This window comes from Neomesorhizobium albiziae, from assembly GCF_900114255.1.
Lineage (GTDB): Bacteria > Pseudomonadota > Alphaproteobacteria > Rhizobiales > Rhizobiaceae > Neomesorhizobium > Neomesorhizobium albiziae.
Window position 1 is genome coordinate 1 of record NZ_FOSL01000004.1, and the last position, 27,000, is coordinate 27,000.

General features: G+C 61.3%; 23 protein-coding genes and 3 pseudogenes. 8 read left to right on the forward strand and 18 right to left on the reverse strand.

Annotated elements, in window-relative coordinates; translation table 11 throughout:
* Window positions 1–300 (forward strand): transposase (locus F3H98_RS08420; RefSeq protein ID WP_149759698.1); only part of this gene is annotated, 300 nt, incomplete at its 5' end.
* Between the two features lie 18 nt (window positions 301–318).
* On the opposite strand, the gene F3H98_RS08425 is transcribed toward F3H98_RS08420, so the two are convergent.
* From F3H98_RS08425 to F3H98_RS08485, 14 genes and pseudogenes are all read right to left on the reverse strand, one after another.
* Window positions 319–2,535, reverse strand: a complete 2,217-nt coding sequence (locus F3H98_RS08425) for a xanthine dehydrogenase family protein molybdopterin-binding subunit (RefSeq protein ID WP_149759699.1) — start codon at window positions 2,533–2,535, stop codon at window positions 319–321.
* A complete protein-coding gene (locus F3H98_RS08430) occupies window positions 2,532–3,509 on the reverse strand; it encodes an FAD binding domain-containing protein (RefSeq protein WP_149759700.1) in 978 nt (325 codons plus the stop codon). The genes F3H98_RS08425 and F3H98_RS08430 overlap by 4 nt, the downstream gene beginning before the upstream one ends.
* A gap of 3 nt (window positions 3,510–3,512) precedes the next feature.
* Entirely contained in the window at window positions 3,513–4,115 is a 603-nt protein-coding gene (locus F3H98_RS08435) for a (2Fe-2S)-binding protein (RefSeq protein ID WP_149760030.1), read from the reverse strand.
* Between the two features lie 224 nt (window positions 4,116–4,339).
* The gene (locus F3H98_RS08440; RefSeq protein WP_149759701.1) at window positions 4,340–5,245 is read right to left on the reverse strand and encodes an AraC family transcriptional regulator; all 906 of its coding nucleotides are present in this window, start codon (window positions 5,243–5,245) and stop codon (window positions 4,340–4,342) included.
* Between the two features lie 650 nt (window positions 5,246–5,895).
* Window positions 5,896–6,258 (reverse strand): helix-turn-helix domain-containing protein, encoded by a 363-nt coding sequence (locus F3H98_RS31710; RefSeq protein WP_244621662.1) that lies wholly within the window; start codon window positions 6,256–6,258, stop codon window positions 5,896–5,898.
* An 84-nt stretch (window positions 6,259–6,342) separates the two neighbouring features.
* A pseudogene (locus F3H98_RS31715) lies at window positions 6,343–7,221 on the reverse strand (sigma-54-dependent transcriptional regulator); the annotation flags it as partial.
* Window positions 7,218–9,029 carry a sensor histidine kinase gene (locus F3H98_RS08450; protein WP_149759703.1) on the reverse strand — a complete coding sequence of 604 codons (1,812 nt, stop codon included), beginning with the start codon at window positions 9,027–9,029 and terminating at the stop codon, window positions 7,218–7,220. The gene F3H98_RS08450 and the pseudogene F3H98_RS31715, both read right to left, overlap by 4 nt.
* Before the next feature lie 98 nt (window positions 9,030–9,127).
* Entirely contained in the window at window positions 9,128–9,418 is a 291-nt protein-coding gene (locus F3H98_RS08455) for an alpha/beta fold hydrolase (RefSeq protein ID WP_149759704.1), read from the reverse strand.
* 44 nt (window positions 9,419–9,462) lie between these two features.
* Window positions 9,463–10,047, reverse strand: a complete 585-nt coding sequence (locus F3H98_RS08460) for an alpha/beta fold hydrolase (RefSeq protein ID WP_188130369.1) — start codon at window positions 10,045–10,047, stop codon at window positions 9,463–9,465.
* The gene (locus F3H98_RS08465) at window positions 9,998–12,001 is read right to left on the reverse strand and encodes an acyl CoA:acetate/3-ketoacid CoA transferase (protein ID WP_149759706.1); all 2,004 of its coding nucleotides are present in this window, start codon (window positions 11,999–12,001) and stop codon (window positions 9,998–10,000) included. The genes F3H98_RS08460 and F3H98_RS08465 overlap by 50 nt, the downstream gene beginning before the upstream one ends.
* A gap of 2 nt (window positions 12,002–12,003) precedes the next feature.
* Entirely contained in the window at window positions 12,004–13,104 is a 1,101-nt protein-coding gene (gene phaC, locus F3H98_RS08470) for a class III poly(R)-hydroxyalkanoic acid synthase subunit PhaC (RefSeq protein ID WP_149759707.1), read from the reverse strand.
* Window positions 13,105–13,118: 14 nt separating this feature from the next.
* Entirely contained in the window at window positions 13,119–13,805 is a 687-nt protein-coding gene (locus F3H98_RS08475; protein WP_149759708.1) for a poly(R)-hydroxyalkanoic acid synthase subunit PhaE, read from the reverse strand.
* Window positions 13,756–14,976 (reverse strand): iron-containing alcohol dehydrogenase, encoded by a 1,221-nt coding sequence (locus F3H98_RS08480; RefSeq protein WP_149760031.1) that lies wholly within the window; start codon window positions 14,974–14,976, stop codon window positions 13,756–13,758. The genes F3H98_RS08475 and F3H98_RS08480 overlap by 50 nt, the downstream gene beginning before the upstream one ends.
* A gap of 87 nt (window positions 14,977–15,063) precedes the next feature.
* A pseudogene (locus tag F3H98_RS08485) lies at window positions 15,064–16,275 on the reverse strand (acetolactate synthase large subunit); the annotation flags it as partial.
* A gap of 464 nt (window positions 16,276–16,739) precedes the next feature.
* On the opposite strand from F3H98_RS08485, the gene F3H98_RS08490 reads away from it, so the two are divergent.
* The 4 genes and pseudogenes from F3H98_RS08490 (at window position 16,740) to F3H98_RS08505 (ending at window position 20,245) form a co-directional block, all read left to right on the forward strand.
* Window positions 16,740–16,988 (forward strand): hypothetical protein, encoded by a 249-nt coding sequence (locus F3H98_RS08490; protein WP_149759710.1) that lies wholly within the window; start codon window positions 16,740–16,742, stop codon window positions 16,986–16,988.
* A 233-nt stretch (window positions 16,989–17,221) separates the two neighbouring features.
* A complete protein-coding gene (locus F3H98_RS08495; protein ID WP_149760032.1) occupies window positions 17,222–18,202 on the forward strand; it encodes a Bug family tripartite tricarboxylate transporter substrate binding protein in 981 nt (326 codons plus the stop codon).
* Between the two features lie 48 nt (window positions 18,203–18,250).
* Window positions 18,251–18,723 (forward strand): annotated as a pseudogene (locus tag F3H98_RS08500) (tripartite tricarboxylate transporter TctB family protein).
* A gap of 10 nt (window positions 18,724–18,733) precedes the next feature.
* Window positions 18,734–20,245, forward strand: a complete 1,512-nt coding sequence (locus tag F3H98_RS08505; protein ID WP_149759711.1) for a tripartite tricarboxylate transporter permease — start codon at window positions 18,734–18,736, stop codon at window positions 20,243–20,245.
* A 166-nt stretch (window positions 20,246–20,411) separates the two neighbouring features.
* Here F3H98_RS08505 and F3H98_RS08510 read toward each other — a convergent pair whose 3' ends face one another.
* The 3 genes from F3H98_RS08510 to F3H98_RS08520 all read right to left on the reverse strand — a co-directional run bounded on the left by F3H98_RS08510 (window position 20,412) and on the right by F3H98_RS08520 (window position 23,340).
* Window positions 20,412–21,674, reverse strand: a complete 1,263-nt coding sequence (locus F3H98_RS08510) for an SAM-dependent methyltransferase (protein ID WP_149759712.1) — start codon at window positions 21,672–21,674, stop codon at window positions 20,412–20,414.
* 411 nt (window positions 21,675–22,085) lie between these two features.
* Window positions 22,086–22,352 (reverse strand): PepSY domain-containing protein, encoded by a 267-nt coding sequence (locus F3H98_RS08515; protein ID WP_149759713.1) that lies wholly within the window; start codon window positions 22,350–22,352, stop codon window positions 22,086–22,088.
* A gap of 118 nt (window positions 22,353–22,470) precedes the next feature.
* Window positions 22,471–23,340 carry a transglutaminase-like domain-containing protein gene (locus F3H98_RS08520; RefSeq protein WP_149759714.1) on the reverse strand — a complete coding sequence of 290 codons (870 nt, stop codon included), beginning with the start codon at window positions 23,338–23,340 and terminating at the stop codon, window positions 22,471–22,473.
* Between the two features lie 237 nt (window positions 23,341–23,577).
* Here F3H98_RS08520 and F3H98_RS08525 point away from each other — a divergent pair, with 237 nt between their 5' ends.
* Window positions 23,578–24,249 carry an HAD family hydrolase gene (locus tag F3H98_RS08525; RefSeq protein ID WP_149759715.1) on the forward strand — a complete coding sequence of 224 codons (672 nt, stop codon included), beginning with the start codon at window positions 23,578–23,580 and terminating at the stop codon, window positions 24,247–24,249.
* 18 nt (window positions 24,250–24,267) lie between these two features.
* On the opposite strand, the gene F3H98_RS08530 is transcribed toward F3H98_RS08525, so the two are convergent.
* Complete coding sequence (locus tag F3H98_RS08530) at window positions 24,268–24,480, reverse strand: DUF1674 domain-containing protein (protein WP_188130370.1); 213 nt, start codon at window positions 24,478–24,480, stop codon at window positions 24,268–24,270.
* 111 nt (window positions 24,481–24,591) lie between these two features.
* Between F3H98_RS08530 and htpX the strand changes: the two genes are divergently transcribed.
* Together htpX and F3H98_RS08540 are read left to right on the forward strand one after the other, a co-directional pair.
* Window positions 24,592–25,605 carry a zinc metalloprotease HtpX gene (gene htpX, locus F3H98_RS08535; protein WP_149759717.1) on the forward strand — a complete coding sequence of 338 codons (1,014 nt, stop codon included), beginning with the start codon at window positions 24,592–24,594 and terminating at the stop codon, window positions 25,603–25,605.
* The gene (locus F3H98_RS08540; protein ID WP_149759718.1) at window positions 25,563–26,987 is read left to right on the forward strand and encodes an RsmB/NOP family class I SAM-dependent RNA methyltransferase; all 1,425 of its coding nucleotides are present in this window, start codon (window positions 25,563–25,565) and stop codon (window positions 26,985–26,987) included. The genes htpX and F3H98_RS08540 overlap by 43 nt, the downstream gene beginning before the upstream one ends.
* Window positions 26,988–27,000 lie beyond the last annotated feature (13 nt).

Below are 27,000 nucleotides of genomic sequence, written 5' to 3' on the forward strand. Positions count from 1 at the left end.
CCGGCTTGCGGCCTCGTCACCGGGCTTGCCTCCGGCAAAGTCATCGCCGACCGCGCCTATGACGCCGACAGCCTCCACGACACCATCCTCGACGAAGGCGGCCAGCCCGTCATCCCGCCACGCCGCCATCGCAAATACCAGCACAGCTACGACAAGATCGCCTACCGGCAGCGCTGGGGGATCGAGGGATTCTTCGCCAAACTCAAGCAGTGGCGCCGCATCGCAACCCGCTACGACAAACTCGCCGCCACATTCCTCGGCTTCGTAAAGCTCGTCAGCATCATGCTCTGGCTCAAATAATTAAATCGTCACTACAACCTAGACCTCGGCGTTCAAAATGTCCTCGATAAGGATCGGCAACTTCCGAATTCGCGTCCCTGTCGCATGAAAGACGGCGTTTGCGATGGCTGGCGCGGTGCCCACCAGGGCAATCTCGCCAAGCCCCTTGACGCCGAGCGGATTGACATGGGGGTCGACCTCATTCGCGAACAACACCTCCAGTTTCGGAATGTCGAGATTAACAGGAACGAGATAATCAGCCATATGAGCGTTGACCGGTCGCCCATCGCGCGCATCCAGAACGGTCCGTTCCATTAAAGCCATGCCCATGCCTCCGATCATGCCGCTCGTGCATTGGCTTTTGGCAAGCAGGGGATTTACCACCCGCCCGATGCCATACGCGCCGACAAGTCGGCGCACCCTGATGGTGCCAACGTCGGGGTCGATGGCAACTTCTGCAAAAACCGCTCCGAAGGAATGCATCGAATATTTTTCGGCAGTTTCCGGATCGCGTTTAGCCGAACCGTCGGCTTCGATCGGGTTACCGGCCTTTGTCAGGATCTCCTGGTAGGAGAGCCCCGGCGACGTATCTCCGCGCCGACGCAGCCTCCCTTCGGCCCATTCGACAGCCTCCATCGAGGCTCCAAAGACAGGCGAACTCTGATCCGCTATCGCGCGTTTGGCAGCCTCCGACTTCGCCTCCAGACAGGCCGCGCGAATTGCGGATCCGACAGATGCCATGGTCCAGGAGCCGCCGTGGGATGGCGTTGGTGGGTAAGCCGTAGTGCCCAGCCGAAACCGCACCTGTTCCGGCGGCAACCCCAGGAATTCGGCTGCCACCTGCGTCATGGATGTGTAGGTGCCCGGCCCCATGTCGCTGGCGGCTGCTTCGACCTCGGCCGTTCCGTCGACCAGGATGCGTACCCTGGCGCTCGCCGGCGCATGGAAAGCAGGATACGTCGCGGTCGCCGTGCCCATGCCGATCAGCAGGCGTCCGTCGCGCATCGAGCGAGGATCGCTAGTCCTTTGCGCCCAGCCAATGCGCTCCGCGCCAAGTTCGTAGCACTCGATCAGCGAGCGACTCGAGAACGGTTTGTTTTCAGCCTCATCGATTTTCGGCTCGTTGCGGCGTCGAAGTTCGATTGGATCGATACCGAGCTTGTAGGACAGCTCGTCGATAGCGCTTTCGAGTGCAAAGATGCCGCTTGCTTCGCCCGGCCCCCGCATATGGTTGGGCGTGCCCGTATCGAGTTGCGCCAGGCGATACTGGGTGCGCACGTTGGGGCAGGAATACAGGTAGTCGGTGACGGCGGTCAGGGCCTCACTGAACTGCTCATAGCGGCTTGTCTCTCCGGTGCCCTCATGGATCACGCCTGTAAACTTGCCATCGGCCGTTGCACCGAGTGCAACCCTCTGAAGCGAGCGCGGCCGATGGCCGGTGGTGAAGAACATCTGCTTGCGGGTGAGCACAAGTTTGACGGGCTTGCCGACATGACGCGCAGCAAGCGCGGCAAGCGTCACGTGCGGCCACGTCCTGAGGCTCGTGCCAAAAGCGCCACCGATGAAGGGACAGATGACCTCGACGTTCTCGGTCGGCAGCCCGAAAACCGCAGCGATTTCGGCCTGCTCATTGACGAGAAACTGGCTCTTGCTCCACAGCGTCAGTCGATCGCCGTTCCAGGCGGCGACCGTCGCATGCGGCTCCATCGGATTGTGGTTTTCACGGGCGATGTCATAGATTTCGTCCACTTTGACGGCTGCACCTGCCACGGCGGCATCGGCATTGCCCCGCGATTTATCCGCCCCCGCTCCCGGAACGGTTCTGGCTACCTGCGGATCCGCGTGATCGACAACGGGTTGACGCGTTTCATAGCTGACACGCAGGGCAGCCGCGGCGCGTTCGGCATGGTCGATGGAATCCGCCACGACGATGGCGACAGGCTGCCCGTAGAAGAGCACGCTGTCGTCTTGCAGCACATGGAGCCGCTCGCCCACCGCTGGATCGATGATTGCCTTGTGGGGCAGATAGGGCAGTTTCGGAGCATTGCGATGCGTGATCAGCGCAACGACACCGGGCATGCGCTCGACCTCGCCGCCTTCGAATCCGACGACCCGACCAAGGCCGACAGTCGCGCTCACAATGACGGCATAGCGCTGGCCAGGCTGGTTGAAATCGGCGGCATAACGAGCCTTGCCTGTGGTCTTCGTGTGCCCGTCGACACGCGTCAACGGCCTTCCAATGACGTTCGTGTTCATGCGATCTCTCCCGCCATTTCCAACGTCCGGACGATTGTCCTGGGCAGGAGCGTGACCTTGAAGGCGTTATGATGCAGTGGCCGGGCGCCCTCGGTCGCTAGTTGAGCGGCTTCCACGAAGGCCTGCCTGTCGGGCTTTCTTCCAGCGAGCGCTGCCTCGCACGCGCGCAGCCGCCAGGGACGCGTGCCAACCCCGCCGACTGCAATGCGCGCCTCGCGAATGACGCCATCCTCGATTGCGAGGGCGGCTGCGGCCGATACCAAGGCGAACTCGTAAGAAGCGCGGTCGCGAACCTTCAGGTAGCGCGCATTGCGTGCATGCGGTCCGCCCGGCACGCGCAGTTCGAGGATCAGCTCGCCTGGCAGCAGCGTGTGTTCGAGATGCGGCGTGTCCGCTGGCAGCCTGAAGAGTTCCTCGACCGGGAAGCTGCGTTCGCCTTTCGGACCTCGGACCCGCACGGTGGCATCGAGTGCCACGAGAGCTACAGCGACATCCGAGGGATGCGTCGCCACGCAATAGTTGCTCGTGCCGAGGATGGCGTGTCCTGCGTTCAGTCCCTCGATCGCGGCGCAGCCCGATCCCGGCGTGCGCTTGTTGCAGCCGACATCGAGCATGCGGAAGTAAGGACAGCGGACCCGTTGCAACAGGTTCCCGCCCAGGGACGCCATGTTGCGCAACTGCGGCGAAGCGCCTTCGATCAGGCTTTCCGCGACCAACGGCTGCAGACGCTGGACATTGCTGTCGGCGGCGACCTCGGCCATGCGCGCGAGCGCGCCGATGACCAGGTCTTGACCTTCCACACGGATGCCGCCTAACGGCAGTCTGTTGATGTCGATGAGGCGTTCAGGACGCTCGACCTCTTCGCGCATGAGGTCAACAAGCGTAGTCCCACCGGCAATATAGCGCCCGCCCGCAGCTGCGGCCGCGATGGCTTCTTGGGCACTACCGGGCTTATCCAACAAGAAGGGAAACATGGGTCATGTCCTCCTTGCTGCGTCCGCGACTGCTTCGACGATGCCTGGATAGGCACCGCAGCGGCATATATTGCCGCTCATCCAGAACTGGATTTCCTCGGGCGATCCTGCGTGACCTTCGGCGATGCAACCTATCCCGGACATGATCTGGCCGGGGGTGCAGAAACCGCATTGCAGGCCCTCGTGTGCGACGAAGGCTTGCTGAAGAGGATGGAGCTCGCCGTTCTTTTCCAGCCCTTCGATAGTCTGGATGTCGGCACCATCGTACATGGACGCCAGTGTCAGGCAGGAGACGATGCGCCTGCCATCGACGAGAATCGTGCAGGCCCCGCAAGCTCCCTGATTGCAGCCCTTCTTGGTGCCGGGGAGGTCCAGCGTCTCGCGCAGTACGTCGAGCAGCGACTGCCTTGTGTCCAGTTCCAGTTCCTTCGATTCGCCATTGACGATGAGCCTGATTGATCCAACAGGCAGAGCTTCTGTTCCAACCGCGTCGGCTGACAGCGCGTCTCCAGAAGGGATGGCCGCCAGCGACGCAGCGCCGCCAGCCAACTGCAGGACGGCTCGCCGTGATAATGGTGAGGAGGCAAGGGGGGAACTTTCGTCCATTCCTGCCTTGCCTGAGGGTGTCAGGTGTCGGTTGGTCATATTCGCCTCCTGGCCGCCTACGTGACGGGACTCGGACCGCAATGCCTTGCGGCTCCCGTTGGACAAGCTAGCCACACATCGCTTGCGAACCAGCGCTCCAAGTGCTGCTTTTTGTACCCCAGTGCTGTCGTGCGAAGACCCCGCAATTTGTTCACGCGAGTGTGATGACATCGCAAGATGTGCTCCTAACGACGGCGAATGCGTCGCCATACCCCAGGGGTGATATTCACGATTCTGACAAAGGCGCGGGTGAAGTGGCTCTGATCGGCAAATCCGCAATGATATGCAATTTCATCGATTGGCAGCTTGGAGTTCAGGAGCAGATCCTTTGCGCGCTCAACACGCTGGATCTGCAGCCATTGCAGCGGCGGTACGCCCACTGCGGACTTGAACGCCCGCGCGAAGTGACTGCGGGACAGGCCGCATGCGCGAGCAAGTTCATCGAGGCCGATCTCCCCATTGAGATTTGCCATCAGCATGTCCTTTGCCCGGCGCTCCTGCCAGCGCGCCAGGCCACCGCGCACCGGTTGCACCACAGCCGGCTGCTCTGAGTAGGACGCCGTGAGATGAGTCAGTAGCGCCAATGCGACATGGTCGGAAAAGAGCTGACTGACGGCGTTCGGTTGCTCGAAGGCGGGCGCGAGACACTCGCCAAGATTTCTGACGATGTCGTCGTGGAACGCCACGCCGCTGGCTGTCCGAAGGGATTCCACCCGTCGCAGACCGTTTTCCTCGTGGAAGTTCCGCAGAACCCCGCGTGAGATATACATCGAGATGCAGTCCACGTTTCCACGTGTCACCGATGCGTGCTCGTCATTCAGATCCAGAAACAGGAACTGCCCGCGATGAAGCGGCATCATCGGGGTCGGCACATCGTTGACCCAGTATGGGATCGAAGGCAGAGCATTTCGCTGCAGGCAAATGAGATAGCCGTCGCGCCTTTCCATGCGGACGGGGTGTCCGGCGCCCGGCACATCCCATTGGAGCCGGCTGCCGACGATTTCCGCCAGATGCAAGTAACGCGTGGAGAGGGTTCGCGGCTCTTCGAGTCCGACAAATCTGCCTATGCTGCGGACGATCTCCGTTCCCATCGCACTCTCAAGTTATGAAGGTAAACTCGAAGCTTAACGGAGCTGATCGGCAACTCAATCTAAATCTCCATGAGGATAAGCGACGACTGGCGATACGCCATGCCGCCCGCCGTGGCAGTGTGTGAATGTTCTGCTCTGGAGCATTTTGCAGCCAAATGGAATCATTTGGCGTCCGCATAAATGCGGCAAAACAAATGGTTAGAGCGAGTTACCGGTTCTGAAAGAACCGGAACCGCTCTAGAGGAGCAACCAGGGATCGATCGACCCCTGATCAAATACTTCTACGAATTCGGTGCGGAGCCTGTTCGATCACGCTGTTGTCACGCAGCGTAAGGCATCGCAGCGTGTATGATGCTCAGATGTACGTGGGCCTTCCTGACGACGGCAGTTCATCCGGCCTGAGCCTCTGAAACGCGCGAACTTTGTCGCGCGGGGAGGCTTGAGTATGACGCCGCGCCGATTCCAACGCTGGACTGAAAACGAGCTGGACCAATTGCGTCTCCTAGCGCGCGGACGCGTTCGCGTGCCTGCAATTGCACGCGTACTTGGCAGAACGATCAGTTCCGTCCGCACCAAAGCATCGGCTGAGGGCATAAGCCTTGTCGAGGCCTAGACCGTTGCGACCAGTGGATCGCCCTGAGCGAAGCCAGCTATATCGCCCTGACCACGCCATAGCGCGCAATCTTCTCGTTGAGCGTTCGTACGGGGATGCCGAGCCGAGTGGCGGCGGCCTGCGTGCTGCCACCGCAGGCTTCGAGAGCTTCCCGGATCAACTGCGTCTCGAACGCGACAAGCCTTTCGGGCAATGTGCCCGGTGGCTGCTGGCCGGCGCCTAACGTATTGTTGCCATCGATCGCCAGGCCCAGGCTGAATCGCTCGGCCGCGGCTTTCAATTCACGCACATTGCCAGGCCAGTTCTGCGCCGAGAGCCTGTCCAGTGTCGCGGGGCGTAGCTCCGGCGGCTCGACCTTGTGTCGATCCGCAGCCGCCGCCACAAACAGCTTGAACAGCATCGCGATGTCCTCGCGGCGATTTCTCAGCGGGGGAATGTGCAACTCCACCGTCGAAAGCCTGAAGTAGAGGTCGCTGCGGAACCGCCCGGCCTCGCTTTCAACCTTCAGGTCCACCTTGCTGGCCGCAATGAATCGCACGTCGGACGGGACTTCCCGGTTGCCACCCAGAGGTTCGACGACACGTTCCTGTATCACGCGCAACATCTTTGCCTGGAGGCTGAGCGGCATGCTCTCGATCTCATCGAGGAGAACCGTTCCACCGTCCGCATACTCGATTTTCCCGACCCGCTTGTCGGACGCGCCGGTAAAGGCACCGCGGTGGTGCCCGAACATTTCGCTTTCGAAGACGGTTTCGGGAATAGCCGCGCAGTTGATCGCCACGAAGGGGCGACGGCCCCGGCGACCGAAATCATGGAGTGCCCGTGCCGCCACCTCTTTTCCGGTTCCGGTTTCGCCCCGGATCAAAACGTCGATATCGAGATCCTTGAGCTGCTCGATGCGCGCCCTAACGGCTTGCGCGCCCGGCGATGTTCCAACAAAGCGCCCTTCGATGCCGGCCGCATCCGCGTTGCGCAGACGAATGAGTTCGTCACTCATGCGGCGGGCGGCCGAAGCACGTTCGACAACCGCGACCAGGTGGTCAGCGTCATAAGGCTTTTCGAGAAAGTCATGTGCACCGCGACGCATCGCCTCTACGGCAAGGGCGATGTCACCATGTCCGGTCAGAAGAATTATCGGAAGCTGGGGATCGAACTCCTCGACCATGACAAGCAATTCCATACCGTCGATGCGAGGCATCCTGACGTCCGCGATCACGACATCGTAACGTTGCTCGCGCAGGCTGCGGAACGCCTGATCGCCATCATCGGCCGTATCCACGGCAAAACCCGACATTTCCAACCAATCGGATGCCGATTGGCGCATGGCGGCGTCGTCGTCCGCAAAAAGAACTCGCTGTCTCATAGCGCTGCTTGATACCGGGTGGGTGCAATAGGCTTCGGCAAATGAATGGCAAAGGTTGATCCTTCACCGGAAACGGAAGTGAATTCCAGTCTTCCGCCGACATCCGCAATCATGGCGCGGGAAATTGACAGCCCCAACCCCAGGCCGTCCCCGGTGACCTTCGTCGTGAAGAAAGGTTCGGCCACGCGTTCCTTGACCGACTGCTCCATGCCCGTGCCGTTGTCACGGACGAATATCGATATTTCCGACGAGCCCTGCTCGATCCAGACTTCAAGCATGGGATCCTCGCGGCCCTTCAAAGCATCGACCGCGTTGGCTGCAAGATTGAGAACCACCTGCTGGAGGCGTATCGAATTGCCGCGAACGATCGCCGGTTCCGGCAAGCCTTCGAACCTCAGCATGACGCCATCCGTCCGGATGCGAGGTTGAATAAGCTCCAGTGCGGATGCGGTGGCGGCTTCGACGTCGACATCCTCCATTGTGCCGGCCTCGTTGCGCGCGAATGACTTCAGCGTTTTCACGATCTGCTGGATACGCTTCACGAGATCGCGTGCCTGCCTCACCTTCAAGGACGTGCCTGACGTATCGCCGCGATCCGTCAGCTTTCCCGCAGCCGCCAGAGTATTTTCCATGGCCGCGAGAGGCTGACTGACTTCATGGACAATGGCCGTCGACATTCGGCCCAACGCGGCAAGCTTTGCCGACTGGATCAGGGAATCCTGGGTGGTTCGAAGCTCCAGTTCGGTGCGCCTGCGCTCTTCTATCTCGCGATTGAGTTCGGCGGTGCGTTCGACGACACGCTGTTCAAGCACCTGCCCCTGCATAAGCCGTGTCCGCACCAGCTGGCGGCGTTGGTGCATATACAACCCGGCGCCCCATACCAGCAGACCGGCAAGCGTCGCCGACAGCGAAGAAAGTGCTGCGGTCGACCACACCGGGCTCAAACTCGATCCCGACCACAGCCGCCAGCCATCAGGATTGATTGAACGAGACCGCATCATGAAGGCGCCCTTGCCGGGGATTTCCACACGATCCAATGCGGTGACCGACCGGTGGGAACCGGTCAGGACCGGCGCCTTCATCGCCACCGATTTCCCATCATATTTTCGGACCGAGTCGATTTGAGCAAGGGTATCGGTATTGAGCTCGAATAGCGGCGAATAGCGCCAAGGAGGATATCCACTGAGAAAGATGATCCCGTCGCTGTCGGCCAATGCCGTATTCGTGCTGTCTTTTTCCCAGGCTTGCTCGATCCCCAAAAGGTCGATCTTGACGGCGACGACACCCATGTTTCGCCCACTGTCCCGGACAACGGACGACAAGAAATACCCTGGCATGCCCGTGGTTACGCCCACTCCGTAGAAACGGCCGCTTCCATACTTCATGGCGTCACTGAAGTAAGGCCTGAACTGATAGTTCTGGCCGACGAAACTGCCTGCTTCGGAATAGTTGCTGGCGGCGATCGTGACGCCGACCGAATTCAACACATAGACCTCATCGGCCCCCGAATCATTGCCTACGCCACGCAGGTATTCATTTAAAGCCTGGATTTTTGCCGGTATGGGGTGGCGTAGCGTATCCTGAAGGCGGCTATCCCTCGCGACGATCGCAGGAAGGTATCGATACCGTTCGATTTCATTCGATACCGAGCGAGAAAGAACGGCTGTCTCGCTGTCGAGTGCGGCAGCAAGATTGCCCATTCCCGCATGCTCCACGGCGAGCCATGTCGCGATCCCTATGGCGGCCGTAGTCCCTAAAGCCACAACCGGCAAAAACACTCTTCGACTTCTGAATATCCGTTCAGCCATGCAGCCGCGCTCCGGAGACGCTCGCGTCCGTCACGCCCCATTGCACTGTCGATGGCATCCGCACCTCCCATGCGCCGCCGGCCCGTCAGGCGGTTTCCTCAACCCGCTTCTTTGCCAGGGTTCATATCCCGGGTCAGAAAATTCGTGACGACATCGACCTGGTCCGTGGTCATCAACGGCGGCACGTGCCCGCAATCATGGAATCGGTGCAAAGTCGCGTTAGGGTTGCGCTCGATCATATCGTTGCAAAGATCGTATGTAAGCAAGTCCGATTTTGCGCCATGCAGAATGAGGATAGGAACCTCGATCGCTTCCCAGTATTGCCAGAGGTTCAGCGACGTGAACCAGGCAGCGCGAAACCCCTTCGCGATCGCGCGGTCGCAGCGCATCTGGTAGTTGTAGCGAACCGGGTTCCACTCGACGCTATGGACGGTTAGGTGATGCCACTGCTCTCCGTCAGGTCACCATAGGGTTCAAGCACCGACCTGAAATAGGCCTGGGCCTTCTCGAGCGTCGTGAAGGACACCGGCAGTTCCCGCAGATAGGCTCCAATACGGCTGAGCCCGGTCGACGATACGTAAGGACCGATATCGTTGATCACAAGCCGGCGTATGTTTGTTCCCACCATCCCTGCCAGGATCATGCCGATCAGGCCTCCAAGGGACGTACCGACGTAGTCTACCGCTTGCGCCCCGGTGCGGGCTATAACCGTGTTGATGTCCGCGCAATACTGGGGAAGCGCATAGTCATCTGGATTGGAGAGACGCTCGCTCCTGCCGCGTCCGGGCAAATCCGGACAGATCACACGGCGCCCCATCCTCGTCAGCGTATTGGCGAGGAAGTCGAAGTCCCGCGACTGCCGCGTGACGCCGTGAACGCATAAGACCGGCGTATCGCCGTTCGCCGGTCCCCAATCGACATAAGCCAGCCGGTGAAACCCGGCGGCAGAGATGCCCGATACCGAACGTTCACGCGGCGTCGCCGGCAAAGCTGGGGCCGCGCGGTTTCTCTTCTTCAAAATTGGCTTGCGCCCCGCACGTTTCATGACGGTCCCAGCACAAGCGCACGGCCTCAGATTCGGATTCGAAAATATGAGGCGCTACGTTCCGTCCCGACAGCGCCGCACCCATCTTCAGGCGCAGGAAAGCTCCGGTCGTATAACGCGAGACCTTGTCGTAACACTGATTTTCAAGGTCACTGGCCATGCCGTACCAGGCATCGTTCAAGTGTGATGCGATCTCGATCGCATCGTAGTTGATGATGGCCGAGAATCGCTTGCCCACATTCCGATACAAGGACAGAACGGCCTCCCTCACGGCCTCGATATCGTGTGTCGTCGTGACACGGTAACCATCCAATCCAAGGAAAAGCGTATTGCTTTCCGCCGTGAATTTCATGCGCTGGGACATAGGCCGATTGAGAAGCAGGGACGCCAGGTCCATCGGCTTGTCCAGAAAGATTTCGGGCGCCATCAAGCGGGGATCGCGTATCATGGGCCGAAATTCCATATGCGCCACAATATCGCGCTCGATGTCGATCCCCGGTGCAACCTCGATGAGCTCCACCCCCTCGGGCCGCAGTTGGAAGACGCAGCGCTCGGTCACGAACAGTACCGGCTGGCGCGATTCGGCGGCTAGGTCGCCGGCGAACGTCACATGTTCGACCCAACTCACGAATTTGGCCTGGCTGCCTTCTTTCAGAATTTCAAGCTTGCCCTCGCGAACCGCAACCCGCAGGCCTCCCGCCGTAAAGGTTCCGCAGAAGATGACACGGCGCGCGTTCTGGGAAATGTTGATGAAACCTCCCGCGCCGGCCAACCGCCCACCGAACAAGCTGACATTGACGTTGCCTGACTGATCGACTTGAGCCAATCCGAGGCAGGCCAGATCAAGGCCCCCACCGTCATAGAAGTCGAACATCTGGTTCTGGTCGATAATGGAATCGGCGTTTAGCGCCGCGCCGAAATCGAGCCCGCCCTGCGGTATTCCGCCGATAATCCCCGGCTCCGCCGTCAAGGTTACAAGGTTGAGGATTTTTTCCTCGGCGGCCACGGCCGCGACGCCCTCCGGCACACCAATGCCGAGGTTGACAATGCCGCCCATGGGGAGCTCGAAGGCACACCGTCGCGCTATCACCTTGCGCTCATCCAGCACAAGATTGGGTGTACGGTCTATCGGTGCGCGCAGTTCTCCGGAAAACGCGCCGTTATAGCTCGTCGCATATGTTTGCGCGTGATGTTCGCTCGACGCGACCACAACGCAATCGACAAGCGCGCCAGGGATGCGGACATGACGCGGATTGAGCGATTTGGCGGCGGCGATACGTTCCACCTGGACGATCACGAAACCCTTGCAGTTCTTGGCTGCCATGGCGAGAGACAAGTTGTCGAGCGTGAGCGCCTCCTTCTCCAGCGTAATATTGCCGTCAGGGTCAGCCGTAGTGCCCCGCAGGATCGCTACATTTATCGGAAATGAGCGATAGAACAGCCACTCCTCTCCATCGATGTTCATCAGTTCGACGAGGTCTGCCGTTGTCCTTGCGTTGAGTTTGCCGCCACCGTTGCGGGGATCGACGAAGGTGCGCAATCCGACCTTGGACAGCAGCCCGGCCTTCCGTCCGGCTATCTCGCGGAACAGATGCGAGACGCATCCGAGCGGCAGATTGTAGGCTTCGCACGCACCCGACACCGCCATTTCAGCCAATTTCGGCACGAGGCCGAAATGGCCGCCGACCAGGCGCGCCACCATGCCCGGCCGGGCCAGCCGGTTCAGGCCCCGCTCCTTGCCATCGCCCGGCGCAGCCGCGAAAACAAGTTCGAGGTTGCGCGGCTCACCCGTTTCAAGGAATCGCTGCTCGAGCGCCTTGAGAACGCCGTCGGGCGTGCCCACGCCTACAAATCCCGAGGAAGCGACGGTATCGCCGGACCTGATGATGGCGACAGCCTCTTCGGCGGAGACAACCTTGCTAAGCATCTTCAACCGTCGCGCGCTGTTAGCCAGTCGGCAATGTTCTTCGTCAGTCCGCCCTGCGATCTGCTGGAAACGAAGAGACCAACGTGCCCGCCTGGCAGCGGAATTTCGGTATAATCCTTGCTGCCAGCCTTCTGTCCCAGCGCTTTGGAGCAGTTGGGCGGGACGATGTGATCGTCGAGCGCGAAGACATTCAGGATCGGCATTTTCACTGCGCCGAGGTCGACCTTTCGTCCCGACAGTGCGAACTCGCCTTTGATCAGCTTGTTCTCCTGGTAGAGATCGTGCAGCCACTGGCGGCCGGCGGATCCCGGATGATCGGGCCGGTCCGCCAACCATTTTTCCATGCGCAGAAAATTCATAAGCTTGTCTCGATCGTCGACGGTATCGATCAGATCGACGTTGTATTTGGCGATCGAGCGCATCGGCGTCATCAGCGAAAAGACCGAACTCATGAACTCGCCGGGAATGACACCCAGCGCATCGACCATGAGATCGATATCGCTGGCTTCGAGGCTGCGAATCCAGACGTTCAGGAAGCCACGGTGCAGCGCCGGGTCATCGACATCGGCATGGAAATCGATGGGGGTGATGGTCAAGACGAGGTTCTTGACGCGCCTGGGATGAAGCGCTGCATAACAAGTGGTGAAGACACCCCCCTCGCAAATTCCGAGCAGCGTTATCTTTTCGTGTCCCGTCTCGGCGCAGATTCGTTCCACGGCCTCGTCGATATAGTCATCGACATAGTCGTCGATGGTCAGCCAGCGCTCGCCGCGACCCGGCTGTCCCCAATCGATCAGCCACAGGTCGATGCCCTTCGCCAGCAAGCTGCGAACCAGCGACCGGTCGGGCTGCAGGTCGGCCATCGTGTAGCGGCCGATCAGGCCGTATACGATGAGGACGGGCGTATCGACGCTTCTTTCCGCGATCGGATCGTAGCGAAACAGCTCCACCTTATCGCGGCGCTCGATCAGTGTTTTCGGCGTGGTGCCGACATCGACATCCGCATCGCGAATTTTGGACAGCAAGCCGGCGCCGGTTCGGACCTTGTCGATGTTGTCCGACCATTCCTTCAGAAATTCATCGAACGGCGTGTCCATAGCCATGCCCCAACCCCTTGCTACGCGAGATCGCCGTTCGTGTATCGGTCTCGGTCAGCGCGCACGCGGCGGCGCAGTTCACGCCGCAGTTCGGCCAACTGGCGCGTCAGTTCGTCGAAATCCTTCAGCGTGGGATAGCCAAGCGACTTCGCCACCGTGTCGGCGAACTGCTGTTGTTGTGCGCGCAGTGTCAGCGCAGCGCGCAGCAGGTCGCGCTGAGCCGCCAGAAACTCCTCCGACCGCTGGTTCTTTGTCATCTCTTCGTTGGCGATTGCCGACCAATCGGCAAAATCCTTGCGCCAGCCTGCTTTTCGCTTTTCGCCATCCGTGACTTCGGCGGCCAGTGCCGCGTTGTAGCGCTCGAATGTCTTCGCCCACGGAGCGGCCGCGATTACCTGATAACTCGCCATCCGCTGCCGCATTTCGAACCAGGCAGCCGACAGCGAGATCAGCTGCCTGTCGATGTCCCAAACATCCGCCAGCTTTGGTCCTTCGACCAACTGCCGTATCGCTTCGGCGATGCCACCTCCCTGCGTCGCACCGAGGGGATTGGCTTCCGCCATCCTGGACGACAACAACGGCATGATCGAATCCGCCCAGGCCTTGCCCGCGTCGCCGCTGGTCTGCACCATCGATTTCCAGAACTCCGCCATCTCCTCAAATGCACGCGACGTTTTTTCGGTGGCATTCTCCGCGCCTGTCGTCATTGCGCTGCCACCTCCCAATAGCTTTCAATGCAGCCGCATAGATGTTGAATGCATCGCTGTGGCTCACCTCCCGCGGATTGTTGACGAGCAGGCGCGTCTGCTTCATCGCGTCATCCGCAAGCCTCGGCAGGTCACCTTCGCCAATGCCGACTGCCGACAGCGTGCTAGGCACGCCGCAGTCGCGGCAGATCGCCGTCATGTCCGCAATGAAGCTTGAACTGCCGGCAGCCGGCGACGCACTCCGGTAGCCAGGTCGCATGATTTCGGCCAGCTCGGCATAAAGTTCCGCTGCATACGGCGCGTTGAATGCGAGAACGTGAGGCAGGACCAGAGCATTCGACAGGCCATGCGGCACGTGAAAGAGGGCCCCGATTGGGTAAGCGAGGGCATGCACCGCGGCCACCGGTGCATTGGCGAAGGCCATTCCGGCAAGTGTGGAACCAAGCAGCATCTGCGATCGCGCATCGATATTGTCGCCCTGCGCACAGACGGTTCGTATGTTTGCTGCGAGCAGGCGCAATGCCTGCAACGCAAGCTGATCCGAGATCGGGTTCTTCTTGATCTTGCTGGTGTAGGCCTCGATGGCATGAACCATTGCATCGATGCCGGTGGCGGCGGTGACAGGTCGCGGCAGACCGAGAGTGAGAAAGGCGTCGAGAATGGCCCAGTCCGGATAGAGCACTGGAGCCACGATGCCTTTCTTTTCGGTCGTCGGCGTCGTCACGATGGCTATGGGGGTCGCCTCGGAACCGGTACCCGCGGTGGTGGGCAGCAGAATGAGCGGCAAGCGCTGCCCCTTGGCGAGGCCAACACCATAAATGTCTTCGAGACGATCATCCGACCTGGCCAGATAGGCAACCAGCTTTGCGGTATCGAGCGAGCTTCCGCCGCCGATGGAGACGACCACGTCGATCTTTGCCTGGCGGCAGAGGCCGGCGGCTTTTTCGATCAGGTGCGACGGCGGATCGGCGACGACCTCGTCGAAAACGACCAGTTCGAGTCCGGCGGCCAGGAGACTCTCCTCACCGGGCCGGGTCACCCCATAGGAGCGAACCCCCTTGTCGGTCACGAGCATGATCCGCTTGCCGTAGCGCGAGGCGATTTCGCCAAGCTTGCTCGAAGCGCCCGGCTCGCAGATCAGATTGGGAACGGTTTGAAACTGGAAATTCAGTGGCACGCGATTCTCCAGGCAAATTTCGTTGTGGATGGGGAACGCCCGCTTCGAACCGCAGCCGGCAAGAGGCCGACCGCGCCAGCGTCAGGCGACAACTTCGCTGTCGATCGACTTGTTTCTCAACTCCTCGACCAGCACACGCGTATTTTCCGAGTAGTCGATCGGCACATCGATGATATGGACGCCGCCCTTCTGGAATGCCGCCTCAAGCACAGGACCCAGTTCATCGGTGCTTGTGATCCGTGTTCCGTCCGCCCCGTAGGCCTCGGCATACTTTACGAAATCGGGGTTGTTGAATGTCATGCCAAAGTCCGGGAAATTGTCCACGGCCTGCTTCCAGCGTATCATCCCGTAAGCACTGTCATTCAAAATGACGACAACGAGGTTCAAGCCCAGCCTGACCGCGGTTTCGATCTCCTGGGAGTTCATCATGAACCCGCCATCGCCGCAGACGGCCATCACGCGCCTCTCCGGAAAAAGCATGGCGGCCATCATCGCGGACGGCAGACCCGCTCCCATGGTCGCCAAGGCATTGTCGAGAAGCAGCGTGTTGGCGGTATAGGTGCGAAAGTTTCGCGCGAACCATATTTTGTACATGCCATTGTCGAGACACACGATGCCATCGTCCGGCATGACGGCCCTAACATCGCGCACGATCCGTTGTGGCGCTATCGGGAACCGATCTTCATCGGCGCGTTCGGCGATGCGTTCGAGGATCTGCTTGCGCAGCTTCAGGATGGTGGGATCCGGATCCAGCTTGCCGCCCATTCGGTCGGCGAGCAGCGTTACGCTGGCTCCGATATCCCCGACAAGTTCGGCGTCCGGATGATAGACTTGTTCGACTGTCGCCGAGAAATACCCGACGTGAAGCACCCTGGGTCCGCCGGCGCTGCGCATCAGAAACGGTGGTTTTTCGACCGTATCGTGCCCGATGGAAATAATCAGATCGGCCTTGTCGACAGCCGCATGGACATAGTCGCGCTCCGACAATGCAGCCGTGCCCAGATAAAGGTTGGATCCGCCGTGGACCGCGCCCTTGCCCATTTGGGTGTTGAAGAACGGAAGACGGACACGGCGCACGAATGCAGAGAGCGGTTCTACCAACTGAGGACGGTTGCCGCCGGCGCCTATCAGGATGATCGGGCGCTTTGCGGCCAGGATCATGTCGACGGCTCGGTCCACAGCTGCCGGGGCCGGGATTGCCCGATCGATCGGATGTGGAGGGATCAGCGGAACGTCATCGATCTCCATGCCCGCAACGTCTTCCGGAAGCTCGAGATGAACCGGCCCGGGCCGGCAAAGCTTTTCGCGTGGAAGCGGAGGGTGTCGGCCGCGCGCGCGTCTGGATTTTTTCCGTAAGCGGCACTGCACGCGGCCGGTAAACTGCGCCTGGTTGATAGGCTGAACGACTGGATCACGGCTTGGTCTCCATCCCTATGTAACTTCTTTGTTTCAGGTCGAAGCAACCAATGTGCCAATTCAAATCCTTGCCTTCGATATTCGCCGAGATAAGTGTAAGCTGCTGATTTCCCTTGTTTTCTTGCAGCGGGATGTATTAGGCCTCTTCTTGTTTTGGCAATTTGTTGCCTGACTAAATACCGATGCGGCAAATTCTCGCTTGCGCTTCCAAGGCGATAGGCCATTCCCACCAGCGTCGGGAGTAGCCCCTGCCGCGCTTATTAGGCTCCTGGGCTCCCGTCTTTTGCTCCGCTTCACACATACGGGCGGAGAATCGCCAATCGTCAGGCTGCGACGAGCGGATGTTTACCCGTCATCCGGGTTGCACGCTGGAGGCGAAGATCGACCTGGCTGCGCAGACGTTTGCTGACAGGAACCAATGGTTGCCGCCCTACAGGCGGATCGCGGCGCTGCGCCGCCTGGCCACGCTGTTTGGTGAGCAGAAAGACCACCGCTTGTACGCAACAATTTCCAGCAATCCGGGCGTGGCGAGATCATGGCTGTGTCAATCGGCGCCAGACTCTTACGAGGCAAATAACCGCCTGAATTGACTCGGCCCGGGCAACATATTGCCCGGCTTGAGTGTCCAAACACGCCAAGGGCCTTGAATCGCCGGCCCCAAGGGGACTGGCATGACATTTGCTCCTTCGATTTTCGGGAGGAAGTCAACCCTTTTGAAGCGAGTTCAGCCTGTTCAGCAGTCGGTGTCCGCCGCCTGCGGACGCTGCTGCAACGGTTGCTCTTGGATATGACGGCACATCTTCCCGGCGATCAACGCGGAGGAATGAAAATGAAACTCAATAGACGATCGGCCCTCGGGTTGGCGCTATCCTGCGGTATGGCGTGGGCTACGTCCGGCTGGGCCCAGACCTATCCGGAGCGCACGGTTACATTGGTGGTTCCGTTCGCGGCGGGAGGCTCGACCGATCTCGTGGCGCGGGTTCTGGCGGCGAGCATGTCAAAGGATCTCGGCCAGCAGGTCATCGTTGAAAATGTCGCCGGCGCCGGCGGCAATCTTGGAGCGGGTCAGGTGGCCCGGGCCGAGCCGGATGGTTATACGATCCTGATGGGTACGGTCGCAACGCATGCGCTCAACCCGTTGATGCTGAAGACGAAGCCCTACGACCCTCAGAAGGATTTCGCGCCGGTTTCGCTTTTGGTTCTTGTTCCCAATGTGCTGATGGTCAATCCTGAACTGCCCGTCAATTCCGTCCAGGAACTCGTCGATCTCCTGAAGGCCAATCCCGACAAATACTCCTACGCCTCGTCGGGCAACGGGACGCCGCTGCATCTGTCCGGCGAACTGTTTAAAAGCATGGCCGGGGTCGAAATGCAGCATATCCCCTACAAGGGGGCCGGCCCGGCCTTGAACGATGTGATTGGCAATCAGGTGCCGATCATGTTTGACAACCTCCCTTCGTCTTCCAGCCATATCAAGGCGAAAACCCTCAAGGGGCTTGGCGTCACGACCAAGGAGCGCGCCAGCTCCTTCAAGGAACTGCCGTCGATCGACGAGACGGTCAAGGGCTATGAGACCTACACCTGGAACGCGCTGTTTGCGCCTGCCGGCACGCCGCCGGAAAACGTCGCGCGGCTCAACAAGGCTGCGCTGGCCGCTCTGTCGGATCCGGATGTGAAAGCGCGAATGGGGGAATTCAGCGCCACCATCGTGGGTTCTACTCCAGAGGAGCTCGGCAAGCATGTTCAGGCCGAAATGGCAAAGTGGGAGCCTATCGTAAAAAGCGTTGGCGTTACCCTCGACTAGGTTCAGCGGGGGCAATGCGAACCGCCACGGGAGGTGGCGGTTCGCTACATGGGGGAGGTATCGGTGGCATTGACGGTCGACAGATCCAATTTGGCGTGCGGCGCCATATTCATTGGGTTCGGACTCTTTTTCGGGACCCAATCGCTAGGCCTTGATCTGGGCACCGCTACGGACATGGGGTCCGGCTATTTCCCTCTGATCCTGGCGTGCGTTTTGATCATGCTTGGAGCCGTCGTCGTCGGCCTTTCATTACGCACGAAAAGCGAGCCTGTCGGTGCGATTGCGTGGCGGGGCATGCTCCTGATTCTGCCCGCCCCATCGTGTTCGGATTGACAGTCCGGGGCCTGGGGTTCGTTCCGGCGGTATTTTGCACGGCGTTGATCGCCGGTTTCGCCAGCGTAAAGCTTCGGGCATCGCAAGCGCTGGCGATCGCCGTCGCTGTGGCGCTCTTCGCCATTGTTGTATTCAGCTACGGCCTTGGCCTGCCGTATCAGCGCTTTGGCCCCTGGCTGGATTTCTGAGGTCAGGCAAATGGAGATCTTTTCGAATCTTGCCCTGGGCTTTGCGACTGCATCGACGTTGGGCAATCTCGGCTTCTGCCTGATCGGCGTCCTTCTGGGCACGTTGATCGGGGTGTTGCCCGGCATCGGCGCCACGGCGACCATCGCCATGCTGCTGCCTATCACGTTCCAGCTCGGGGATCCCGTATCCGCGCTGATCATGCTTGCTGGCATCTACTACGGGGCTCAGTACGGCGGCTCGACCACCGCCATCCTCATCAATATGCCGGGTGAGTCGTCCTCGGCGGTGACAGCGATCGATGGCTATCAGTTGGCGCGACGGGGGCGTGCGGGCACGGCCTTGGCAGTCGCGGCTATCGGCTCTTTCTTCGCGGGAACAATCTCGACTTTTCTGGTCGCGCTTTTCGCGCCTCCCCTGACCATCATCGCGTTGAAATTCGGAGCGGCTGAGAACTTCTCGCTCATGATCGTCGGTCTCGTCTCGTCTGTCGCCCTTGCACATGGATCGGTCATCAAGGCGCTCTGTATGCTGGCGCTGGGATTGCTTTTTGGCCTGGTAGGCACGGATGTATTCACCGGGGTTCCGCGCTTCATCCTCGGCATCAGCGCCTATACGGATGGGTTGAGTTTCGTGGCGGTGGCGATCGGCGTGTTCGGCGTCGCGGAGATATTGCGCAACCTTGAGAGTGAGCGGACGCGGGAAGTCATGCAGACAACGATCAGCGGCCTGCTACCGACACGCGAGGAAATGAAAGCCATCGTCGGGCCTGTCCTGCGAGGCACCGGGGTGGGCTCGCTTTTGGGCATCCTGCCCGGCGGAGGAGCGATCCTCGCCGCGTTCGCTTCCTACACGATCGAGAAACGTCTCTCGAAGTCGCCCGAGGAGTTCGGACGCGGCGCCATTGCCGGCGTGGCGGGACCCGAGTCGGCCAACAACGCCGGCGCCCAGACGTCGTTTATCCCGATGCTGACGCTCGGCATTCCCGCCAATCCCGTAATGGCATTGATGATTGGAGCGATGATTATCCAGGGGATTGTGCCTGGGCCAAATGTGGCCTCCGAGCAACCGGCGCTCTTCTGGGGCATCATCGCGTCGATGTGGATCGGCAACATCATGCTGGTGATCTTGAACCTGCCGCTTATCGGACTGTGGGTCCGGCTGCTGAAGGTTCCTTACTATGTGCTGTTTCCGATCATCATGGCGTTTTGCGCGATCGGCGTCTACAGCGTGAACTCGAACCCGTACGATCTGTTCGCGGTTGCCGGATTCGGCCTGCTTGGCTACATCCTGGTCAAACTGCACTGCGAACCAGCGCCATTCCTGCTGGGGTTTGTGCTCGGCCCGATGCTGGAGGAGAACCTGCGGCGGGCAATGAAATTGTCGCATGGCGATCCAATGACATTCGTGACGCGCCCGATAAGCGCGACGCTCATTGCCATCGCCATCCTGGTCCTCGTCGTCGTGTTGTTGCCATCCGTCCGCAAGAAGCGGGACGAGGTCTTCGTGGAAGAAGAGGGATAGGCCGGCGTAGTGCACCCCCTTACTGCCCGCCATAAGGCGCGCAGCTGGCCAGGCACCATCCGCGGCATCAGGGGACTGCCGCGGATGGTGTCAGGTTTCTACGAGCGCCTGCGACGCACGAAAGCGGGCAAGGCACCTTGCCGTCGATGCTCTTCATGCGGCGGGCCTACCGGTAGAGGTCCACCCGCGTTGGCGGCAGCACGCTCAGGCCGTGGCCGCGTTTGACCGCCACAGTCTGGAATATCTGCGTCGAGCCGCGCTGGAACGTGATCGAGCTGCCGGTGAGGTAGAGAAGCCAGAGCCGCGCCCTTGGCTCGCCGACTTCGGCGATCGCTTCGTCGAAGCGACTCTGCAGCCGCTCCGCCCAAAGCCTGCAGGTGCGGGCGTAATGCTCGCGCAGGTTCTCGACGTCGTAGACGAGGAACCCATGCGTTTCGAGGCCGCTGAGCGTCATGCCGATGGTGTCGAGCTCACCGCCGGGAAAGATGTATTTGAGCAGCGCCCGGTATTCGGCGCCCTTGCGCAGCGTCTTGCGCAGGCTGCCCTTGGAACGCTTGGCGATGGCGTGATGCAGGTAGATGCCGTCAGGCTTGAGCAGCCGGCGCACGCTGGCAAAATAGGCCGCGTGGTTGGCGATCCCGATATGCTCGAACATGCCGATCGAGCAGATCTTGTCGAAGCTGCCTTCGAGATCGGCATAGGATTTGATCTCGATCGTGATGCGATCCTCGAGGCCTTCGGCGCGGATGCGCTCGCGGGCGAGCGCGGTCTGCTGTGGCGACAGGGAGACGCCGTGACCGGTGACGCCGTAATGCCTGGCGGCGTAGATCAGCATGGCGCCCCAGCCGCAGCCAATGTCGAGCAGGCGCTCGCCCGGCTTCAGCCGCAGCTTCCGGCAGATATGCTCCAGCTTGTCGGCCTGCCCCTGGTCGATGCCGTTGGCGAAATCGGTGAAGTAGCCACAACTGTAGACCATGCGCTCATCGAGAAAGAGACGGTAGAAGTCGTTTGAAATGTCGTAGTGGTGGCGGATCGCCTCGGCGTTGGAGCCGCTGGCGAAGGGGTCGCGGCCGGTAAGGCCCGCCTGCCTGGCTGGCCCCGAAAACAGCACGACCGGCAGGTCGCGCAGGAACTGCAGCTTGGGCAGTGTCTTCAGCTTGGTGCGCAGCTTGCCTTCCGAGCGCAGGTCGAAGATGTCGAACAGCGTTCCGCCCTCGATGTCGACCGCCTTGGACACCCACATCTCGATGATCGTCGACACGCTGGGCCGGCGCAGCCCATGCCAGACGATGTTCTGATCGTTCAGAACAAGCGTCGGCCCAGTCGCCGGTCCGATCCGCTCGCCCGTCCACAGCCTGACCGCGAAGCCGGGTTTCAGCGTCTCGACCACGGTGCGGACGATACGCGCCGCCCTTTCGCCTGCGTCCATGCCCCCTCCCTTGACCCTGGAATCGAGTCCGTCCGAACGGCGATGGCTAAGTGCCGACCGCCTCACCGGGCCGGCTCGATCCGTGCATGTTCGCCGGCAGGTTGCGGGTGCTCTTGTCAAACCGGCCGCGAGCCCCCATCATATGGTTGTGTTCAACAGATCGAAAGGAGGTGATCCGATGTCGAGTGATTTCGTTTTCCAGAACGTGGCCTCAGCGGATTGCACTTTCGGGAAGCAGTCTTCCCGTTAAGGCGCGAGATGCGCGGCGTATGATCCCGAAGAGGGCATAGCCACAGGCCGCGCCACGGACGGAAACACGGAAGGCCGTTTCTCCCTGAGAAACGGCCTTTTCCTTTGGAATATCACGCTGCAGAGCGCAATTGCGATACCGCGAGGTTGAGGCCGCGATGCTTACATCCTCGTCTCGCCCGTCACCGGATCGATCTTGATCTCCACCTTGGCCTTGTCGGAGGTGTAGTAGGTGATGTCGTAGTAGCCGTCCCTGTCCCAGTCGATTTCGTGGATGTAGCGGAACTGGTCGCGCTGTTCGATCTTGGCGATGATCTCGGAAAGTTTCAGCGATTTGTCGGGCGGCATGGGCTGTGGCTGGGTTTGCGCCACAGCGGGAGCGGTCAAAAGAAGCGCCGTCATGAGAAGTCCAGGGATCGCGATGCGCATGGTTGGCGGCTCCTTCCAGATGTCTGTGCCGCAACCAGAACGAGCCAGCCCTGTAACCGGTTCCGCAACATCGTCGGGGAAGCGGGCTGAGCCTCAGCATTGCTCGTATTATTAGCGGTCAGGCAAGCAGCGGCGTCGTCAGCGTGCGGTCGATTCCATGCTCGGGCGGACCGGCCGGATGGCTGTCCTGCTCGTAGGTCCACACCTTGAAGGTGGTGAGCTTGTGCGCACCGAAACTGTGCAGCAGCGGCACGTCGGTGGCGTCGCGGCCGCGCGCCACGACGACACGACCGATGCGTGGAACGTTGTGGCGGGCGTCGAACGTATACCATTTGCCGTCGAGGAAGGCCTCGAACCAGGCGTTGAAATCCATTGGCGCGGGATCCGGCGGCACGCCGATATCGCCCAGATAGCCGTTCACGTAGCGGGCTGGGATGTTCATGCAGCGGCAGAGAGTGATCGCGAGATGGGCGAAATCCCGGCAGACGCCGACGCGCTCGTCATGCGCCTGCGCCGCCGTGCGGGTCGCTCGCGCATAACCGTAGCCGAAGGACAGGCGGTTGTGGACATAGTCGCAGATCGCCTGCACACGCACCCAGCCCTGCGGCAGGTGACCGAACAGGCCCCAGGCAAGATCACCGAGATGATCCGTCTCGCAATAGCGGCTGCCGAGCAGGAAAACGAGCGTTTCCGGCGGCAGGTCCTGGATCGGCGTCTCCTGCGCCAGCGTGTTGAGCGGGTCGGGCTCGCCGCTATCCTCGACTACCGCGTCGTAAAGAATGCGCAAGCCGCCTTCCGGCGCCATGAAGCGCCGGCAGGCATTGCCGAACCCGTCGCGATAGACGCTGCTTTGCACATGCGGTGAGGTCAGCACCTTGGTCTGGCGCTTGATGTCGTGTTTGCGGTCGGGATTGACATCGAGGAGCGAGATGACCGCCATGGGTTGCGGGCACTCGATGGCGATTTCATAGCCGAGCCTGATCAGCATCGCGGCACTTTCGATGTTTGAGGGAAAAACGTGTTTTCTCACAACGTCAAACCGCCGCCCGGGTTCCACCGGCTAACAAAAACGGCCCATTGATACGCCGGCGAAACTTTGCGCGTGCAGGGTTTTCATCGGCCGGCCGATGCCATAGGTTCCCCGCAATCCCATCCCATTCCTGAAATCGGGAACACATCGCCGTCGAAGCGACGGCATTCCCGTGACCTGTGCATCGAGGACCTTATGTTCAATAACAAGAAATTCGCGGCTTTCCTCTTCGACATGGACGGCACTGTGCTCAACTCCATTCCGGTGGTCGAGCGGGTCTGGGGAAGCTGGGCCGAGCGCCATGGCCTCGATGTCGAGGCCTTCCTGAAAACAGTGCACGGCATTCGCGCCATCGACACGATCAACCGGCTCGGCCTTCCCGGCGTCGATGCGCAGAAAGAAGCGCTGCAATTGCTGGAGGACGAAATCGCCGATATCGACGGCATCCTTCCGATTCCGGGCGTGCTGTCTTTCCTCGCCGCGCTGCCGCCGGAGCGTTGGGCGATCGTCACCTCGGCGCCTCGCGACCTCGCGCTGAAGCGCATGGCCGCAGCCGGCATTCCGTTTCCCCGGACCATGGTCACCGGCGAAGATGTTTCGGATGGCAAGCCCGCGCCTGACTGTTATCTGCTGGGCGCGAAGCGGCTGGGTGTCGATGCCAGCGACTGCCTCGTCTTCGAGGATGCGCCTGCCGGCATCGATGCAGGACGGGCTGCCGGCGCCGACGTGGTCGTCATCACAGCCACCCATCAGCATCCGGTCGAGACCGAGCATCTGATGATTGCGAGCTACGACGGCATCCGGGCCGTTCCGGACGACGAGGGCCTGATGCTGCTGGCCACCGAGACGGCCGCCGTAGCCTGCTGATCCCGGCGGCGTCCGGGATCAAAAATCGCTTGTCAGGCCTTTGACCTCCCAGTCGCCGTAGCGGCCGGGTTCCTTGCCGCCGCGGCCGCCGAGTTCCCTCGGCAACTCTGCCTCATGTTGCAGATAGGCCTTGCGGCGCGCCTCGGCTTCCTGAAGCGCGCGCCTTGCGGCCGGCGTCAGCGCTTTCTCTTCCGCGGGCTGCGCCTTTTCCTGGTCTTCGGCTTCGGGCATCGGCATACTCGGGCTATTATTGAAAGAACGGCACGGCTTTCCCATCATATAGACTGGGTTTTGGACCGGATCGACCCCAAACAACCGCCTCTGGACGACAAGGAGCTGACGATGAACGTGATGCGCACCGCCATGCTTTTGGCCTTCATGACCGCCCTCTTCATGGGCGTGGGCTATCTGATCGGCGGATCGGGCGGCATGACGATCGCATTCCTGATCGCCGCCGGCATGAACCTTTTCAGCTACTGGAACGCCGACAAGATGGTGCTGCGCATGCACCATGCCGTCGAGGTCGACGAGCGCAACGCCCCTGAGTATTACGGCATCGTGCGCGATCTGGCTCAGCGCGCCGGCCTGCCGATGCCGAAGGTCTACCTTATCGACAATCCACAGCCCAACGCGTTCGCCACGGGCCGCAACCCGCAGAACGCCGCGGTCGCCGCCACCACCGGGCTGCTCGACCGGCTGAGCTATGACGAGGTGGCCGGCGTCATGGCGCATGAGCTTGCCCATGTGCAGAACCGCGACACGCTGACCATGACGATCACCGCCACGCTGGCCGGCGCGATTTCCATGCTCGGCAACTTCGCCTTCTTCTTCGGTGGAAACCGCGACAACAACAATCCGCTCGGCTTCATCGGCGTGCTGGTCGCCATGATCGTGGCGCCGCTGGCGGCGATGCTGGTGCAGATGGCGATCAGCCGCACGCGCGAATATTCGGCCGACCGGCGCGGCGCCGAAATCTGCGGCAATCCGCTTTCGCTTGCTTCGGCGCTTGACAAGATCGCCCGCAACGTCGAACGCATCCACAACCCCGACGCCGAACGCAATCCTGCGTCCGCGCCCCTCTTCATCATCAATCCCCTTTCCGGCGAGCGTATGGACAATCTTTTCTCGACCCATCCCAACACCGAGAACCGCATCGCCGCCCTGCAGCAGATGGCGGGCAGCATGGGCGGTGGCATGTCCAGCCGTACCGCACCGCGTGCGCCCGAGACGCCGGCGGCCGAACGGCCAGCGCCATCCGGCCCGTGGGGCGCTCCGTCGACGCAAGCCAAGAAGCCGACGCGTCCTGCCGGCAAATGGGGTCGCAATCCCACCGGGCCGAAAGGCCCGGCATCGTGACGAAGGCCAAGGTCGCCGGCAGACCCCCGAGACACCATGGCGCCGCAGCGGCGGAAGACGATCTTCTCGTTCCCGGCCTGCCCGCGCGAAAAGCGGCGGCGAGACTGCTTGCCGCCGTCATCGACGCCAAAACCCCGCTCGACGGGCTGACCGATCATGAACACGGCCACCCGCAGTTTCGCGCGCTGGACATGCGCGACAGGGCGCTGGTGCGCGCCATCCTCGTCACCGCGCTGCGGTTCCGGGTCACCATCGGCAAGCTGATCGCGCGCCGCCTGGAGCGGCCGCTGCCCGGCAACGCGCATTCGCTGTCGCACCTGCTGCATGTCGGGGCGGCGCAGATTCTGTTTCTCGACATTCCCGACAGCGCCGCCGTCGACCTCGCCGTCACCCATGCGAAGTCGGACCCGCGCACCGCCCGCTTCGCCGGGCTGGTCAACGGCCTGCTGCGCGGCATCGCGCGCGCCAAGGACCATCAGCTGCCGAAAATGCTCGCCGCCACCGGCGATGCGCCCGACTGGTTCATCGAACGGCTGACGGCCGCCTATGGCGACGAGAAGGCGCACGCCATCCTCGCCGCGCATCGTACCGAAGCTCCTGTCGATTTCAGCGTGAAATCCGAAGCGGGTGGCTGGGCCGAGAAGCTCGGCGGCATAGTGCTGCCGACCGGCACCGTGCGGGTGGAAAAGCTTGCCGCCAACGTCGCCGACCTGCCGGGTTACAGCGATGGCGAATGGTGGGTGCAGGATGCGGCCGCCAGCCTTCCCGCGCGGCTGCTCGGCGATGTCGCCGGCCAACGCGTCGCAGACCTCTGCGCAGCTCCTGGCGGCAAGACGGCGCAGCTGATCGTCGCCGGCGCCGATGTCACCGCCGTCGACACATCGAAGAACCGGCTCGCCCGGCTGGCGACCAATCTCGACCGCCTCGGCCTCAAGGCAGAAATCGTCCAGGCCGATATCGCGCAATACCAGCCGGCGGAACTTTTTGACGCTGTTTTGCTCGATGCGCCCTGCTCTTCGACCGGCACGGTGCGCCGTCACCCCGACGTGCCATGGACCAAGTCGGCGGAAGACATCGTCAAGCTGGCGGCGCTGCAGCGCAGGCTGCTGGACAAGGCGATCGAGCTGGTGAAGCCCGGCGGCCGCATCGTCTTCTCCAATTGCTCGCTCGACCCGGAGGAAGGCGAGGCGCTGGTCGAAGCGCTGCTGCGCGAATCCAGCCTGGTGGAGCACGATCCGGTGCTGCCGGAAGAGATTGCCGGCATCGCGCCGTTCGTCACCGCGTCAGGGGCTCTGCGCACCACGCCAGCCGACCTCGACCTCGGCAGGCCCGGCATTTCCGGCCTCGACGGTTTCTTTGCCGCTCGTTTCCGCCGTTTGTGACATTGCCTACATG

Bases quoted from the DNA above. Each gene is read 5' to 3' on its own strand.
- F3H98_RS08465 (WP_149759706.1), bottom strand. From the start codon at position 12,001: ATGCTTAGCAAGGTTGTCTCCGCCGAAGAGGCTGTCGCCATCATCAGG.
- phaC (WP_149759707.1), bottom strand. From the start codon at position 13,104: ATGGCTATGGACACGCCGTTCGATGAATTTCTGAAGGAATGGTCGGAC.
- F3H98_RS08490 (WP_149759710.1), top strand. From the start codon at position 16,740: ATGTTTACCCGTCATCCGGGTTGCACGCTGGAGGCGAAGATCGACCTG.
- F3H98_RS08515 (WP_149759713.1), bottom strand. From the start codon at position 22,352: ATGCGCATCGCGATCCCTGGACTTCTCATGACGGCGCTTCTTTTGACC.
- F3H98_RS08475 (WP_149759708.1), bottom strand. From the start codon at position 13,805: ATGACGACAGGCGCGGAGAATGCCACCGAAAAAACGTCGCGTGCATTT.
- F3H98_RS08425 (WP_149759699.1), bottom strand. From the start codon at position 2,535: ATGAACACGAACGTCATTGGAAGGCCGTTGACGCGTGTCGACGGGCAC.
- F3H98_RS08510 (WP_149759712.1), bottom strand. From the start codon at position 21,674: ATGGACGCAGGCGAAAGGGCGGCGCGTATCGTCCGCACCGTGGTCGAG.
- htpX (WP_149759717.1), top strand. From the start codon at position 24,592: ATGAACGTGATGCGCACCGCCATGCTTTTGGCCTTCATGACCGCCCTC.
- F3H98_RS08430 (WP_149759700.1), bottom strand. From the start codon at position 3,509: ATGTTTCCCTTCTTGTTGGATAAGCCCGGTAGTGCCCAAGAAGCCATC.
- F3H98_RS08440 (WP_149759701.1), bottom strand. From the start codon at position 5,245: ATGGGAACGGAGATCGTCCGCAGCATAGGCAGATTTGTCGGACTCGAA.
- F3H98_RS08495 (WP_149760032.1), top strand. From the start codon at position 17,222: ATGAAAATGAAACTCAATAGACGATCGGCCCTCGGGTTGGCGCTATCC.
- F3H98_RS08520 (WP_149759714.1), bottom strand. From the start codon at position 23,340: ATGCTGATCAGGCTCGGCTATGAAATCGCCATCGAGTGCCCGCAACCC.
- F3H98_RS08540 (WP_149759718.1), top strand. From the start codon at position 25,563: ATGGGGTCGCAATCCCACCGGGCCGAAAGGCCCGGCATCGTGACGAAG.
- F3H98_RS08450 (WP_149759703.1), bottom strand. From the start codon at position 9,029: ATGGCTGAACGGATATTCAGAAGTCGAAGAGTGTTTTTGCCGGTTGTG.
- F3H98_RS08525 (WP_149759715.1), top strand. From the start codon at position 23,578: ATGTTCAATAACAAGAAATTCGCGGCTTTCCTCTTCGACATGGACGGC.
- F3H98_RS08455 (WP_149759704.1), bottom strand. From the start codon at position 9,418: ATGCGCTGCGACCGCGCGATCGCGAAGGGGTTTCGCGCTGCCTGGTTC.
- F3H98_RS08435 (WP_149760030.1), bottom strand. From the start codon at position 4,115: ATGGACGAAAGTTCCCCCCTTGCCTCCTCACCATTATCACGGCGAGCC.
- F3H98_RS31710 (WP_244621662.1), bottom strand. From the start codon at position 6,258: ATGCTGTTCAAGCTGTTTGTGGCGGCGGCTGCGGATCGACACAAGGTC.
- F3H98_RS08530 (WP_188130370.1), bottom strand. From the start codon at position 24,480: ATGCCCGAAGCCGAAGACCAGGAAAAGGCGCAGCCCGCGGAAGAGAAA.
- F3H98_RS08505 (WP_149759711.1), top strand. From the start codon at position 18,734: ATGGAGATCTTTTCGAATCTTGCCCTGGGCTTTGCGACTGCATCGACG.